Source organism: Vibrio sp. GJ43-1 (assembly GCF_055808835.1).
Map to the genome: position 1 here is coordinate 2488933 of NZ_CM147884.1, position 15943 is coordinate 2504875.

At 45.8% G+C, this 15943-nt stretch carries 8 protein-coding genes and 8 pseudogenes; all 16 read right to left on the reverse strand.

The features are described from left to right. Window positions 1-69: 69 nt before the first annotated feature. Window positions 70-669, reverse strand: a complete 600-nt coding sequence (locus AC0L66_RS11975; RefSeq protein WP_473567476.1) for a hypothetical protein — start codon at window positions 667-669, stop codon at window positions 70-72. A 649-nt stretch (window positions 670-1318) separates the two neighbouring features. After that, window positions 1319-2620 carry a BamA/TamA family outer membrane protein gene (locus AC0L66_RS11980; protein WP_473567478.1) on the reverse strand — a complete coding sequence of 434 codons (1302 nt, stop codon included), beginning with the start codon at window positions 2618-2620 and terminating at the stop codon, window positions 1319-1321. A gap of 337 nt (window positions 2621-2957) precedes the next feature. Next, window positions 2958-3992, reverse strand: coding sequence for a potassium channel family protein (locus AC0L66_RS11985; RefSeq protein WP_265675096.1), 1035 nt, complete (start codon window positions 3990-3992; stop codon window positions 2958-2960). A gap of 188 nt (window positions 3993-4180) precedes the next feature. Continuing rightward, the gene (nadA, locus tag AC0L66_RS11990) at window positions 4181-5242 is read right to left on the reverse strand and encodes a quinolinate synthase NadA (RefSeq protein ID WP_265675095.1); all 1062 of its coding nucleotides are present in this window, start codon (window positions 5240-5242) and stop codon (window positions 4181-4183) included. Window positions 5243-5582: 340 nt separating this feature from the next. Continuing rightward, window positions 5583-6370: pseudogene (ybgF, locus tag AC0L66_RS11995) on the reverse strand (tol-pal system protein YbgF). A 29-nt stretch (window positions 6371-6399) separates the two neighbouring features. Then, complete coding sequence (gene pal / locus AC0L66_RS12000) at window positions 6400-6921, reverse strand: peptidoglycan-associated lipoprotein Pal (RefSeq protein WP_265675093.1); 522 nt, start codon at window positions 6919-6921, stop codon at window positions 6400-6402. A gap of 30 nt (window positions 6922-6951) precedes the next feature. After that, a pseudogene (tolB, locus tag AC0L66_RS12005) lies at window positions 6952-8281 on the reverse strand (Tol-Pal system beta propeller repeat protein TolB). 36 nt (window positions 8282-8317) lie between these two features. Continuing rightward, window positions 8318-9344 (reverse strand): annotated as a pseudogene (gene tolA, locus AC0L66_RS12010) (cell envelope integrity protein TolA). A gap of 13 nt (window positions 9345-9357) precedes the next feature. Next, window positions 9358-9801 carry a protein TolR gene (tolR, locus tag AC0L66_RS12015; protein ID WP_250617072.1) on the reverse strand — a complete coding sequence of 148 codons (444 nt, stop codon included), beginning with the start codon at window positions 9799-9801 and terminating at the stop codon, window positions 9358-9360. Then, window positions 9801-10488 (reverse strand): annotated as a pseudogene (gene tolQ / locus AC0L66_RS12020) (protein TolQ). The gene tolR and the pseudogene tolQ overlap by 1 nt, the downstream one beginning before the upstream one ends. Then, window positions 10478-10894, reverse strand: a complete 417-nt coding sequence (ybgC, locus tag AC0L66_RS12025) for a tol-pal system-associated acyl-CoA thioesterase (protein ID WP_279348259.1) — start codon at window positions 10892-10894, stop codon at window positions 10478-10480. The pseudogene tolQ and the gene ybgC overlap by 11 nt, the downstream one beginning before the upstream one ends. A 315-nt stretch (window positions 10895-11209) precedes the next feature. Next, entirely contained in the window at window positions 11210-11512 is a 303-nt protein-coding gene (gene ybgE / locus AC0L66_RS12030; RefSeq protein WP_265675089.1) for a cyd operon protein YbgE, read from the reverse strand. 52 nt (window positions 11513-11564) lie between these two features. Continuing rightward, a pseudogene (gene cydX, locus AC0L66_RS12035) lies at window positions 11565-11663 on the reverse strand (cytochrome bd-I oxidase subunit CydX); the annotation flags it as partial. Window positions 11664-11675: 12 nt separating this feature from the next. Next, window positions 11676-12814 (reverse strand): annotated as a pseudogene (cydB, locus tag AC0L66_RS12040) (cytochrome d ubiquinol oxidase subunit II). Between the two features lie 15 nt (window positions 12815-12829). Next, window positions 12830-14419 (reverse strand): annotated as a pseudogene (gene cydA, locus AC0L66_RS12045) (cytochrome ubiquinol oxidase subunit I). 508 nt (window positions 14420-14927) lie between these two features. Next, window positions 14928-15937 (reverse strand): annotated as a pseudogene (ruvB, locus tag AC0L66_RS12050) (Holliday junction branch migration DNA helicase RuvB). Window positions 15938-15943: the final 6 nt, after the last annotated feature.

Genomic DNA, 15943 nt, shown 5'->3' on the forward strand with positions numbered 1-15943 from the left:
ATCAAAAATAAGCGCGTAATATAACGCGCTTGTTTTATTTACGACATTCTACGCCCTAGAAGCCACACTCTAAAACCGATACCCTACTGCCACAATCAGCTGATTCCAATTGAGAAAGCTGTATTCCGCCATTAAATTCCATTCTTTTTCATAGCCAAAATCATACACCGCCGCCAGTGACATATTGGAGGTTTCTTTGCTTTTTAAGTCCACGTCGAACTGCAATTCATCGGCAAGGTTAATCCCGCCGACTTGCAAGTTGGTTAAGCTACCCGTCACGTTTTGCTCGATACTTTGATACTGATAACCCAATAACAATGCCAGTTTTCCATACGGGACATCATAACGTTGTCCAACTCGCAGCGAACCAATTTTAGTCAAAATAGTACTGTCGGTAGTGGTTGTCCAAGCGTTTGTCACTGCGCCCGCTGCGGTGATAATAATGGGGTTGATGCCCTCAATTACGTCGATTTGTGTGGCAATTACGGCACCAATACCAAGGTTGTAGGCTTGATATTCGATATTAATTGGAATCGTCGCGGGCACGCCAAACGGTTTGCCATTGCGAGTCGCGTTCGATAAGTCAGCACTGATCTCTTTATTGCCTTCTGTATAACCCGCCAAGCCATATATGTTGAGAAATGGAAATACCCAAGCATCGGCTCGCAATTGAACGCTCTTATCGGTTCCTTTGATAGCAACATCATCAGTGCCAGCACCACGTAATGAGCAGGCTTACCAAAGCCGCCCAGCACGCCACCTGTCGCGTCAATTTTAAAGTCATCGGTCGCGATGTATTCCACATCCTGCGAGTTCATGTACACGCCAAAACCAACAGGAATAGGTAACTCATAGCCCATTTCACGAACTTGCTCCCCCCAAATCGGTAAGCCGCTCCAATGCGCTTGGTTTTTTTCTCTTTCGACTTATTCTATTAACTCACTGCCTGCGGCCTTAACGGTATTAAATACGGTATGAGCACAAAGCACTATCATAATGGTTAGTAATCTAATCAAAATAGGTGTTCCAGTTTTAGGGGTTAAATATTGGTGGTAAGAAGCCATAAGCACTTCACTTAACGAAGGGCTTGATTGGCAATCATTGTAAATTAATTAGGTATGTACATGAGTAAGGCACTTAAACGAATAAAAGAGTAAGTGCCCCTATCATGCTTAACAACTCATTAGGCATGACTCATGAGCGGTTTAAACGCATCTGTAACGTTAAGACGCTTCCGTAACGTTAAGATGCTTCCGTAACGTTAAAACGCTTCTGTAAAGTTAAAACGCTTCCGTAACGTTAAAACGCTTCTGTAAAGTTAAAACGCTTCTGTAAAGTTAAAATAAAATGCCGCGCCATGCTTACCCATACCTAAGTCGAGTCGGATGTTCATTCTAGGTTGCAGCTCGTAACGATAGCCTGCACCGTAAGATAGAATGGCGTGCCCGGCTAAGTCTTCCGCAGAATTACCCACCGCACCTACCCCACTCCACAGCGTCATACCATGAGCAGACAAGCCGCCGCCACTGCGACGGAAGGTATGGCGATACTCAGCGGTAACTTCGGCCGTCACACGGTCACGATACTGGCCTTGATGGTAGCCACGCATAGAGCTAGCGCCACCAAGCTCTGGCATATCATAGTAAGGTACATCACCAAAAGCCTGCTGGTATTGGCTGAGAAGGGCGATCACACGACCTTCTTCAACGCTATAGAAATGTCGAAATTCCAAGTCCAACTTTTGATAGTCCGCCTGGCTACCCAAGGCTTCGCTGTATGTCAGTGCCTCAGTACGGAAAAGTGACCCACTCCACGCATTCACAGCCACATCGCGACTGTCATATTGCAAGGTGGCGCCCACCCCCCAAGTAAATGGCTTGTCTTTAAACTCGGCAAAATTTTCATCAAGCAGCGCCGAATCGGGCACGGTTGTAGGGTTGAAGTAGTTGACTCGCAGTGCGGGCCCAGCAAACCAGTTATCATGCACTCGGAACGTTAAGGTCCCTTCATAGTTGGTCACAGTGGCTTTGTACTGGGTCACATCACCAGATTCAAAGTTTTGCGCCGCATCATAGCCAACACCCCAATAGTGCTTACTTTGTGTCCCCGCATTCCACGCCCCTTCGAACTGGATATCGTTGTTGTTCCAAAACAAAGAGTGTTTGGCACGAAGTCCATAACCGACTTCTGAATCGACATAATTGCCAATGACAAACATGGAGACACTTGAACGTTGCAACTGCTCTTGCTCACGAGTGGTTTTGAAAGAGTACAATCCCCCAGCGGCAACCAACAACCCCTGCTCGGGTGTATAAGCCGGGCCACCCAAAAAGCTAAACATCGGCATACCATTGATTTCTTGATAATGTTTTTTGCCGTATTTTAAATCGGTGATAGTGTCGTCATAGCGGTCACTGTCTGGTTCGTCCTTTAGGCGATCCACGGCTTGATCATAAGATTCGACGGTTTTCTCAGCGGTCGCGAGATCCGGTTCAAACTCCATCGACGCTTTATCGATAGCCAGTTGTGCATAAGAAGGAATGGCGACTGTCTCTTCTGCCTGGGCGGAAATTGCGCCAGTAAGCAAAGTAACAGAAACAATCGAAGAAAGTACGCGCATAGATTTAATGATTCCAGAAGCAAATGAATGAACGTTCATTCATTATTAAAAACGGGCGCATAATAAACAGAATGGGTATTTGTATCAAGTTATATTTTGGGTTTTTACATTGGCCATGGTTATCACTATCATGCAATGAGGGTTTATGATTAGTGCATATATTCCACCTTTTTCACTCCGCCGTCTATCCAACGCCCTGCTTCGAAATTGTCGCTTCCTGCGAAAAGAATACCAAAGAAAAATAACGGCTACCTTCACAGGCTGCCCCACCGCCAATTACGAGTAGAATTGGAAAGGGCTAAGGGGTGAAACCACAATTCAAAGCAGGCTCTTAGCGTCAGCGAATCGACGACCAAGAAAAGTCCTCAATACGTTCGTCGGCAATATAAAATAGCTTGCAACCTGCGTGTACTGCTTGAGTAAGGTCGGGGTTTAACGCAATTCCGGCGCCGTCATCAATGGCAATCAATGTGGCTTGGTAGTCTCGCTTCATCCATTGGAACAGCACTTCTACACTGGTTTCTGTAGCGCTGTCTGGGTAGCGGGTGGAATACTGTGTCATACCGCGAGTCGAGCTCAACAGTTCTTGATGTAATGCACTTGAGCCGGGATCAACAGCAGCCTTTGCTAACATCTCCGCCCCCACAGCCGGGATACATTCAGAATTAGGACAATGCTGGCTAAGTAGCTCGCTCAGCGCTTCATCTTTAAAGTACACCAATAAATGCGCGGTTGGGTTGCGATTGGCGCAATACAACGCCGCAGACAACGTGATGTCGTCTTCCGGGTTGTCAATCAAAATGCAGCTCGCCTGCTCAATGTTAGTCTTCTCCATTTCGCGACCGTCGGTATAGCTATTTACTTTAACAAACTCTATCTCTCCGGGTAACGGGTTCTCTATATCAGAACGACTACACAAGACAATGGGCCTGCGTCCCGTCTCTTCGTGTTGAAGCATTCGAATAAGGTGCATGGTCCGCTGTCCATTCCAGCCCAAAATTAAAATGTGTTGATCCACTTTTACTGTCCTTCTACCGAGTTGTCCTGAGCGCCAATAATCAAGCCCTAATGCCGCTAATCGTCCGAGTAAAGCGGCGAACAAGCTAAGACCACCAGGGATAATAAAAAGGACGGTTACCCAGCGACCAGGCTCGGTACTTGGCGACAGATCGCCGTACCCCACTGTCGAGGCCGTCACAATCATAAAATATACAAACTGGGAAATAGGTACGGTGAGGTCGGTTTCTCCACTCAACCACAACAGCCCCCAGGAAAGCAGCACATACAGCCCTAATAGGGTCGCAAGGCTTCTCAGCTTGAGTTCAAATAAATGAGAATGAAACCATTTTCTTAGTTGCAACCAAATGACCACAGTGTTCCTTACTTGTGTCGGAAAGCTATTCTTAACGTAACCGTTATTAATGTACTTCTATTAACTTAACTGCGATTAAACTCGCCATTAGCATAACCATGCTGAATGGCGTTCTTATAAGCATATATGAAAAAACCAGCCAAATGGCTGGTTTATTTAAAATTCGATCACAAATTACTGATGAAAGGCTACGCGTTGCCTTTCACCTGCAATTGCAGCTGCTCTGCAAAATCAAGCATGCGGTTAAGCGGGATCAGTGATTTCACGCGAACGGCTTCATCAACAAAGATTTCGTGTTCTTCGCCGCCTTCGGTTAATGCACTTTCAATCGCTTTTAAGCCATTCATTGCCATCCAAGGGCAATGCGCACAGCTGCGACACGTGGCGCCAGCGCCAGCGGTTGGTGCTTCAATCAGCTCTTTCTCTGGCACCAATTGTTGCATCTTAAAGAAAATGCCTTTATCAGTCGCGACGATCAGTTGCTTATTGGGTAGCGCTTTTGCCGCTTTAATTAACTGGCTGGTAGAGCCTACACAATCCGCAAGTTCAACCACGCTGGCTGGTGATTCTGGGTGCACCAAAATTGCCGCTTCTGGGTAAACCGACTTCATGTCTTTTAGTGCTTTTGCCGAGAATTCATCGTGAACAATACACTCGCCTTGCCACAACAGCATATCCGCACCGGTTTGGTTGGCGATGTAAGAGCCTAGGTGACGGTCTGGTCCCCAAATGATTGGCTTGTCTTCCGCGTCTAGGTGCTCAACAATTTCCAAAGCAATACTGGATGTGACAACCCAATCTGCGCGAGCTTTTACCGCAGCGGAGGTATTGGCATAAACCACAACCGTATGGTCTGGGTGCGCGTCACAAAACGCAGAAAACTTGTCTTCAGGACAACCTAAATCTAATGAACATTCCGCTTCTAAGGTCGGCATTAGAATGCGTTTTTCTGGGGTGAGAATTTTTGCAGATTCGCCCATAAAACGAACGCCAGCAATAATCAGCGTAGAGGCTGAATGGCGGTTGCCAAACTTGGCCATTTCTAGAGAGTCACCCACAAATCCGCCTGTTTCCTCAGCTAACGCTTGGATTTCCGGATCGGTATAGTAGTGGGCAATAAGGACAGCATCCTTTTCCTGCAACAACGTTTTAATTGTTGCAATATGCTGTGCTTTCTCCTTGTCCGTCAATACAACAGGCTTTGGAGGGAATGGGTAGATTGTATCAATTGAGTCTAAGATGTGGCTCATAGCGGGTGCTCTATGCTACTTGCAAATAATCCGAGTATTGTACACGGATATGCGCCAGAGGACAAAATTATGCTAGGAATATCAATGGTGGCTTCGATAGTTCACAAAGCGTTCAACGCATTTCTAAGATAGATGCAAAAAGAGAGCCCAGTTGAGCTCTCTTTTTCGTTCCTAACGGCACCAATTGACTTAATCGTGCCCATAGACTCAGTGATACCGATTAACTCAGTGATACCTATTAACTTAGTAATACCTATTAACTTAGTAATACCTATTAACTCAGTAATACCCATTAACTTAGTACTCCCCATTAACTTAGAGGCACTAAGGCAGGCAGCGTCTATTTCAAATTAGACTTGGCGACTTTAGCTGAAGAGCTGGCTGGATATTCATCCACTACCTGTTGGTAGTATTGTTTCGCTTGTGTGGCATTGTTGCCGCGCTTGGCTAAATCACCTAACTTCACTAACGCATCTGCACGCTTGTTGGAGTCCTTAAACGCCAGTACGGCTTTAAAACTCGCTTCAGCTTCGCTGTCTTGGCGCTTGGCAAAATACAGCTGGCCTAGCCAGTAATGGGTATTAGGTGCGAAGGTAGACTCAGGATAGTCTTTTTGAAACTGTTTGAAAGCGGCAATCGCGCCCGCGTAGTCGCGTTTTTTCAAAATCAGATCAACCGCGTTTTGGTAAGCCGTTTGCTCATCAACATTGGTACTAAATTTACCCGTTGATTCTGCCGCCTTAGCCGCAGGTGCGACCGCAGCTACGCTCGCTTGGGAACGAAGTTTATCAATTTCGATAAACAGCTCTCGCTGACGCTGAACCATTTGGTCCATATTGTAGCTGTTTCGTTCCAATTCACCGCGAAGTGTGGAGATCTCTTGTGTCATTTCATCGAGTTGCTGCTGCATTTGCGCCTGCACTCGATTTCGGTTTTGAAGCAAACGCTCCAAACGTTGAATATCGGTTTCGTTGGTCGCCGCGTGTGCTGATGCAACAGACGCAACCGTCGCTGAAGATGATGTTGCAGTGCTCAAGTCGGTAACCGGTGCTTTCGCAGCGAGCACTGAGCTCGCTGCGCCGTCATTAGTAACGTAAGCGTAACTGCTCGCTTAATGTTACTTGTCATAAAGGTGAATACCTCTGTGGCCGTTTAAATTAGTAAACTAGAACAGCGCGACGGTTTTTCGCGTAAGCGTCGTCAGACTGACCTAGAACTAATGGTTTCTCTTCGCCGTAGCTCACGATAGAGATTTGATCTGCTTGAACACCCAGTGCTTGGATGTATTTAGCAACCGCTTGTGCACGACGCTCGCCAAGTGCGATGTTGTACTCTGGAGTACCGCGCTCGTCAGCGTGACCTTCGATAGTCACTTTAAGTGCTGCGTCTTTGCTTAGGTATGCGGCGTGTGCTGCAAGCATATCTTCGTAGTCACCTGCGATTGTTGAGTTATCAAACGCAAAGTAAATAGTTTGGTTTTCACGCAACGCTTTCTCTTTCATTTCTTGCTCAGAAAGTTGTGCGTTTTGATCAATTGGAGTCACAACGGTTGTTTCTTGTTGTTGATTCGTTGTTTCTGCGCCAGTTGAAGATGCTGCGTCGTCACTTGAACTACAAGCTGTCATAGCAAGAACTGGTAGTGCGATTAGCAAACCCTTAAAAACTTTGTTTAGTTGCATTGTTTTTTCCTTAACCTAAAATTTTAGTTGCTACAAAAACGGGGACCATGCAGGCGCTCGAACACGCCCGTTTGTTGCTAGTAGTCTAGCTTTAAATCGTCCATCAATAGAAACCATTGAAAGAACGTTAGTCTTGTTATAGATAGAGCTATATATCACCATGCCACCATTTGGTGCGATGCTTGGTGACTCATCCAGCAGTGTTTTCGTGAGGATCTGTACCGATCCTGTCTCTAAGTCTTGTTTTGCAAGATTAAATCCAGAATTAGAACGATTAACCATCACTAGGTAACGACCATCGGGGGTGATCTGCCCACCAAGGTTCTGACTACCCTGCCATGTGATTCGTTTTGTTTTGCCGTCAGACAAATTTACTTCATAAATCTGAGGGTTACCACCCCTATCCGACGTAAAAATAAGGGAATTTCCACCTGGTTTCCAGTACGGTTCTGTATTATTTGACCGACCACTAGTTATTTGGCGTAATTTTCTTGTTTCAAGATTCAGTGTATATACATGCAGTTGCCCAGTCTTCGACAGAGTGATTGCAAGAGATTTTCCGTCAGGGGAGAATCTTGGCGCACCATTGTGACGAGGGAATGACGTAATCTTTTCACGTTTACTCGGTGTAGATATTCATGATGAAGATTTCAGCTTGACCGTTTTGGAAGCTCACGTAAGCAAGACGCTTTCCATCCGGTGACCACGCTGGAGACATAAGCGGCTGCTTTGAGCGAAGCACAAGCTTTTCATTATAGCCGTCATAGTCGGCGATACGCATTTGGTACGGATACTGATCTTTATCGTTCACGACCACATAGGCAATGCGAGTTAAAAATGCACCACGCTCACCCGTCAGCTCTTCATACACCAGATCAGAGATTCGGTGCGCATACTCACGAAGGCGATTCGCAGGAACCGTCGCTTTCTTCTTAAAGAGCACATGGTCGTTAGACAACACTAACTGGCCATCATCGCTAAGTGCTTTTGATTGACCACCGGTTAACTGACCGCGTACCACATCCACTAATTGATAGCTAATTTCGTAGTTACCATCGGCTTTCTTCACAATGGTGCCCGTCAGCAATGAATCCACACCAATCGGTGTCCACGATTCAAAATCGATATCTGCTGCGTCATAGGGCGTTTGTGGCATTTTACTGGTGGCGACGGGGCTAAATTTACCACTGCGCTGGAGGTCAGAAGATATAACCGCAGAGACATCTTGTGGCAACTTCCCCTCACCCGTCCATTTAAACGGCACAATGGCGATTGGGCGTGCTGAATCAATACCGTCAGTAATGACCAGTTCTAAAGCGGCATTCGCGGTTTGCGTCGTAACGCTAAACAAAAATGCCATTCCTATTAATATTCGCTTAATCACAAGCTCTTCCTTTTACTCTGGAACTACAGTCAAATTAATGTTTTTTAATTTCGCGTTTACGTCGGCTTCTTTTGTCAGCGGGAAAGTACCCACTTGTGTAATCGCTCGTCTCGTTGCAGCGCACAACCTAGCTATCACCATCGAGCACTTTTACCTCACCAGCAATCGCACCATTGCCAGCTGGAATTAAGCGTAAATTAACTCGACATTGCTTTCCCCGAAAACTGTCCTCTAGCAACAGTTTTTGTTGAATCAACTGGGTGTAAATTGCCCCCATTCGCTGCAGCTCAGACGTCACATGGTTAGAACGCGCCGATGTATTTTGCTCCGACTCACTTTCCAACCCGGCAAAAATGTCATTCATCGCCGCTTCTTGCTCTTGTCTTTCACGCTCAAGCTGCTTTAAGCGCTCTTGCTCTTTGCGTGCTTTCTCTGCTGCTGCTTTCGCGGCTTGTTCTTTCTCTATGCGCTGGCGCTCGGCCTTTTCAGCCGCTTCTTTTTCAAGACGCGCTTTTTCTTGCGCTGCCTTCGCGGCTTTCTCTCGTTCAACGCGCTCTTGCTCAGCTTTTACAATCGCCGCTTCTTTCACTAAGCGCTCTTGTTCGGCTTTACGTACTGCGGCTTCTTGAGTTTTTCGTTCCGCTTCCGCTTTTGCCGCGCGTTCTTTTTCACGTTTCGCTCGTTTTTCCGCTTCTCGTGTTGCTTGAGCCTCTTTGGCTTGCTGCACTTTAAGCTTACGAATTCGTTCCTCTTCCGCTTTACGGTTTCGCTCTAATTGCTCACTCTCACGGCGCAGTTTGTCCAATCGGTCTTGCTCTTTTTTCGCCGCAGTTTCGCGCTGTTTTCTAATTTCTTGCGCTTGTTGGCGAACGCGAGCAGGATCAATAACAACAGCCTGAACCATACCTGTTGGTTCAGCCTCTTTCATGGTGAAATCCGTGCCCCAGAGCAAAGCCACGATCAACACCACGTGTGCCAATAAAGAAATGGTTATTGGCTTTCCGTAGCGCGCGGCTTGCTTTTTATTATTTTTCTTCATACTGCTGCGATGACTATTCCCTGATATCGGTCAGTAGGCCAACTTTTGGTATCCCTGCCTGACTCAATTCATCTAATAATAAAACCACTTCTGCATAGGGTGTTGCGGCATCGCCGCCCACAGCTACAGGTGAATTAGGGTTAATGGAAAGCTCGGCGCGTACTCTGACAATAATGTCTTGTAGGCTTAACCCACGTTGAACATCTTCGTTGTTCACACTCAGTCCAAAATTCCCATCGCGATCGACTTCAACGATGATAAAGCTGGATTCTGTATCTCCAGCTAAATCAGAAGCAGGCTTCGCGGTTGACGTTTTCGGTAATTCAACATCAACCCCTTGTGTCACAAAAGGTGACGTCACCATAAAGATGATCAGCAGCACCAACATCACATCGATGTATGGCACTACGTTTATCTCTGCGGTCAGCTTTCTCTTTTTAGGTTGATAGCCTGCCATTACTGTTCCTTACAGGCCATTGCTTGGCGGTGCAGGATAGAGTGGAACTCTTCAGAGAATGTGGCGTAGTTATGCTCTAATTTACCCACTTTCGTGCTGAGTCGGTTATACGCCATTACCGCTGGAATCGCAGCAAATAGACCCATCGCCGTTGCAATCAACGCTTCGGCAATACCAGGGGCGACCATGGCTAGTGTCGCTTGCTTCACTTCACCGAGTGCGATAAAGGCATGCATAATACCCCATACCGTACCGAACAAGCCGATATATGGACTGATAGAGCCCACGGTCGCTAAGAATGGCAGGTTCACTTCCAAATCATCGACTTCACGCGCAACGGCAACGCGCATAGAACGCCCTGTTCCTTCCATGATAAACGCAGGGGAGTCAGCATTCGATTTACGTAGACGTAAAAACTCCGTAAAGCCGCTGTAGAAAATCTCTTCCGTACCAGAGAGGTCATCTTTGCGCTTCTTTTACATCTTGGTAAATAACAGAAAGATCGGCACCTGACCAAAATCGGTCTTCAAAGCTATCCGAGTCTTTCGTTGCCTGAGTCAACACCTTGCTACGCTTAATGATCATTGCCCATGATACGACTGACATACCAAGCAAAATCAGCATGACGAGCTTAACAAGCAAACTCGCTTGTAGAAAAAGGTCCAGAAACGAAATTTCAGCGTTCACGTTTTAACTCCAATAAGATTGACGAAGGTATGCCCTTCGGCTTCATTTTTACATTATCAATACATGCCACTTTAACCAGTGCTTTCGCGAATGTCACACCTTCCGCGTCGACTATTTCTTGTTGAAAGGTTAATGAAGCACGCTTAAATTCCGAAACGGCGGTTTTTACCGTGAGATGAGCATCTAGCCGAGCACCTTGAACAAAGTCGATATCCATATGGCGCACAACAAATCCGGTATGCTCAGCTAACAGCAAATTCTGGCTAACTCCAACGCTGCGAAGTAACTCTGTCCGAGCACGCTCAAAAAACTTAAGGTAGTTGGAATGGTAAACCACGCCCCCCGCATCGGTATCTTCGTAATACACGGTGACAGGGAACTCAAAATAAGAAGGTAAGTCAATCAAACTAATAATTTCCTAGAAACAACAACGCCCTACTATAGCGTAAGTGCCTTAATATAGCGCAAGTGCCTAAATATAACGTAAGTGCCTTAATATAACGTAAGAAGATCGAATTGTTATTACTGCTGACAATAATTTTTGAATAAAGTGCGAAAATTTACACTTAACTGAAGAAGTTGTGAGTAGATTTGTCGTTTCACTTGCGTTTATAAAATAAAACTGCCCTATTCGAAAGTACCGCAAGGGGAAAACATCCATTACTTACTTAAGTGAGCTTCCATTCACGCAAAAGCCCGAGCATTAGCTCGGGCTTTATCTTTATAAGACGTACATTACCGTTAAGTAACTCAGCACAGTTAACGAGATGTAAGGGCTAAATAGAATTTGCCAGACCCAAAGCCTTGGCTTAAACCCTACGCCGTACACCATGCTCGAACATAAGGACAGGACAAAAGCCAGCCCAAGGAGTGGCGTGAAGCCACCAATTTGTTCTGCATAGGCGTCCGGCCGCCACATAAATAGTCCAACATGTGCAAATCCCATTAGCAATGCTATGGCCTTTAACCACGTTTTATCTAGCCACTTATGTGCATTCGTAAACGTCTCGTTGAGATTACTCACTGTCTTTGTCCGTATCTTTCTTTATCTGTTTACCATTTTGGTCGACAGCTTCATCTTCATCCATCATTTCGCGATGTTCTAACCACAAAGCGTTGATGATGCCAAAAGCACACGCGAGAAGCACACCTAAAATCCAAGCAAAATACCACATTCTATGTGCTCCTTAATAAAGTGAGTTTTTGTTTTCTTCGATGAACTTGTCATCAAGACGACCAAACATTTTGTAGTAAGTCCAAGCTGTGTAGCTAAGGATCACTGGCACCATAACAAACGCAACACCCGTCATCAGGTTCAACGTCAATTCACTTGATGTTGAATCCCACATAGTCAGGCTTTGATTTGGGTTTAGGCTGCTTGGCATAACAAATGGGAACATAGCAAAACCTGCAGTAAAAATAATACCGCCGTTCGCTAGGCTCGATGAAACAAACGCTAATGCACATTTTTCAAAACGTGACGCAAGCACCGCAAGCAGTGGCATCACAATACCCAGAGCTGGAGCGATCCAAAGCAGCGGGTAAGTTTCGAAGTTGTTCATCCAAGCGCCCGCTTCACGGATCACTTCTTTATTAAGAGGGTTCGACGCCGCTGCAGTGTCGATAGCACTGACAATAACGTAACCTTCAAGGGTTTGAATCCAGAAGCCTGCGGCAACAAACGCTGCAACAACCAATAGACCCATCATTTGAGCCACATTACGCGCTCGCATGTGAACATCATCAGAGTGGTTTTCATTTGCAACCATGTTGAGCCTTGCAAAATGATCATAAACACACTGACCAAGCCACAAAGCAACGCAAACGGGTTGAGCAATCCAAAGAACGAACCATGATAGGTAGACATCATGAAGTCGTTAAGTTGGAACGGCACCCCTTGTAGCAAGTTACCAAACGCCACACCAAAGATAAGCGGAGGAACGAAGCCGCTAATTGAGATCGCGATGTCCCAAGTGTTACGCCAGCGTGGATCTTCAATTTTTGAACGGTAATCAAGACCCAGTGGGCGCAGCCATAACGCCGCTAGCGTTAAGATCATTGCCAAGTAGAAACCTGAAAATGACGTTGCGTAAACAAGAGGCCAAGCAGCAAATAGAGCGCCACCAGCGGTAATTAGCCAAACTTGGTTGCCGTCCCAGTGTGGTGCAATAGAGTTAATCATGACACGACGCTGTGTATCCGTTTTACCGATCACAGGTACTAGGGCACCCACACCCATATCGAAACCATCGGTGATAGCAAAACCAGCAAATAACACGCCAATTAATACCCACCAGATAAATCGTAAGATTTCGTAATCAAACATTCTTTTTCTCCCTGCTTACGCTTCTACTTGACGGCTAACTTTATCTTCAACCGAATTTGCATTCTGTTCGAAGTGGTAACGACCCGTCTTTAAGCTACTTGGTCCTTTACGAGCGAATTTCACCATTAGATAAACTTCGGCAATTAAGAACACGGTGTAGAGCGCGATAATGGCAAACAATGATGTCCATAGTTGGCTCATGGTTAACGCGGAAGCGGCAACATGAGTAGGCAGTATTTCACCCACCGCCCATGGCTGACGACCGTATTCGGCGACAAACCAACCAGCTTCAATAGCAATCCAAGGTAGTGGCATACCAAATAACGCGGCTTTAAGAAGCCATGGTTTTTGGTTGATTTTCTGACGGCAAGTTTGAACAAACGCAGCACCGAAGATGAATAGCATGATGAAACCACACGCTACCATGATACGGAACGACCAGAATAGTGGCCAAACTGTCGGGATTGAGTCATCAGCCGCCGCTTGAATTTGATCTTCAGTGGCATCAACAACATTGTCGGTATAGCGCTTAAGCAATAAGCCGTAACCGAGGTCTTGTTTCACTTCATCAAATGCTGCAAGGTTTTCGTCAGAACGATCAACAAGCACGAAGTTTTTCAAGTAGGTCGTAGGCGTACATGCTAGGTACGAATGCGGTCGACGTGCTCTTCACGGAGATCACGTAGGCCTGTTACTTCCGTATCAATAGAACGCGTCGCAATAATACCCATCACGTAGGGGATCTTAACGGCAAAGTCGGTGTGCATTTTTTCTTGGTTTGGTAGTCCAAACAAGGTGAATACCGCTAGGTGCTGGTTCAGTGTGCCATTCCGCTTCAATTGCAGCCAATTTCACTTTTTGAACATCACCAAGCTCGTAGCCAGACTCATCACCCAGTACGATTACAGACAAAATTGAAGCCATACCAAAAGAGGCAGCAATGGCAAAAGAACGACGAGCGAATGCCATGTCGCGACCTTTTAGCATGTAGTATGAACTGATACCAAGGACGAACATTGCGCCTGCGGTATAACCCGATGCAACGGTATGAACAAACTTCACTTGCGCAACTGGGTTAAGAACCACTTCTGCGAAGCTAACCATTTCCATACGCATGGTTTCAAAGTTAAACTCTGCGCCAACAGGGTGTTGCATCCAGCCATTAGCGACCAGAATCCACAATGCAGAAAAGTTTGAACCCAACGCCACTAGCCAAGTTACTGCTAAGTGTTGACGTTTAGATAGCCTATCCCAGCCAAAGAAGAAAAGACCGACAAAAGTGGACTCTAGGAAGAAGGCAACCAGTGCTTCTATGGCAAGTGGCGCACCGAAGATATCCCCCACATAGTGAGAATAGTACGACCAGTTTGTTCCAAATTGGAACTCCATGGTTAAGCCGGTGGCAACACCAAGTGCAAAGTTAATACCGAATAGCTTACCCCAGAACTTTGTCATGTCCTTGTAGATTTGCTTGTCGGTCATTACATAAAGAGACTCCATTATAGCGAGAAGAAACGCCATACCGAGTGTCAATGGAACGAATAAGAAGTGATACATCGCCGTGAGTGCAAATTGCAATCGCGACAGCTCCACTACATCTATCATGGTAACTCCTTTTGTGTCGGCTGAAAGACACGTTTTATATTAAGCGGCAAGGATGACTGTTTAATTCACATTAAACTTGTTGAGACTTGGCATCATCCTTGTTGCGAATATGTACCCTAATGGTTAGTTATTTGTTAAGCTTGCGCTAATATAGCTGCCGCTAATATTACTGCTAAATTAAATCAGTTTCAAAAGGTTTATTTAGTAACGTGCTTTGATTTACATCAATAAAGACAAGGAGTTGATTGTACAATCTTTAATCACAATGACACAGATCAATTTTGGTCGGCATTTGTAACGAGATTGGGGAGCAGCGAGAAAGCGCAGATTACGAGAAGCAACCCTTTAGTAGTAAGGGGTTATAGTAAAATCAATAGAGCAAGATGATGGTAGGTAGCGCACCTATAATGCGCCATTAGCATGCAGTGTTATATTAACTGCATGCTAATGAGTAGTAACAAAAACAAAAAATGATTTTGTAATTATCGATTGTTGCAATGAATGAGCGTTATGGCTTATCGATACCAAAATGCAGATACGCGCGATCTGACGCAATTCTTCCACGTGGAGTACGCTGCAAGTAGCCTTGTTGAATGAGATAAGGCTCAATGACATCTTCAATGGTGTCTTTTTCTTCACCAATCGCCGCGGCAAGGTTGTCTAAACCAACCTGGTCCCCAGAAAACTTCTCCATAATGGCGAGCAATAGCTTACGGTCCATATAGTCAAAGCCTTGGTGATCGACATCCAGCATGTTAAGGGCTTTATCAGCAATATCCGAACAAATGTGCCCATCACCTTTTACTTCGGCGTAGTCTCTAACTCGGCGAAGCAATAGGATTAGCGATACGAGGCGTACCACGCGCACGACGTGCTATTTCTAACGCGCCTTCCGGCTCCATTGATAAGTTAAGACAAGCGGCGCTTCTTTGCACGATGCGCTGCAAATCGGCAATTTTGTAGTACTCAAGACGCTGCACAATACCAAAACGGTCACGTAACGGTGACGTTAGGGACCCTGCTCGGGTCGTCGCGCCGATGAGAGTAAAAGGTGGGAGATCAATTTTAATCGAACGCGCCGCAGGACCTTCGCCTATCATGATGTCTAGCTGATAGTCTTCCATCGCTGGGTACAAGATCTCTTCAACCATTGGGCTTAATCGATGTATTTCATCAATAAATAACACATCATTTTCTTCAAGGTTGGTCAACAACGCGGCCAAGTCACATAGCTTTTTCTAACACCGGACCAGACGTGGTGCGAATATTAACGTCCATCTCATTGGCAACGATATTAGCAAGAGTTGTTTTACCCAAACCCGGCGGACCAAAGATCAATAAGTGATCCAACGGTTCATTTCGCAGCTGCGCTGCTTTAATGAAGATCTCCATTTGGTCACTAACATGCTGCTGACCTTCGTAGTCGGCTAACTTTTTTGGTCTAATTGCCCTATCAATGACATCCTCGTCTTTAAAAACGGGATTTTCTGGGGCTATAAGGCGATCGGCTTCAATCATATTTTT

What these genes read in the sequence shown, in the direction of transcription:
- AC0L66_RS11980 (WP_473567478.1), bottom strand. Translation starts at nt 2,620, where the DNA reads ATGCGCGTACTTTCTTCGATTGTTTCTGTTACTTTGCTTACTGGCGCA.
- nadA (WP_265675095.1), bottom strand. Translation starts at nt 5,242, where the DNA reads ATGAGCCACATCTTAGACTCAATTGATACAATCTACCCATTCCCTCCA.
- pal (WP_265675093.1), bottom strand. Translation starts at nt 6,921, where the DNA reads ATGCAACTAAACAAAGTTTTTAAGGGTTTGCTAATCGCACTACCAGTT.
- tolR (WP_250617072.1), bottom strand. Translation starts at nt 9,801, where the DNA reads ATGGCAGGCTATCAACCTAAAAAGAGAAAGCTGACCGCAGAGATAAAC.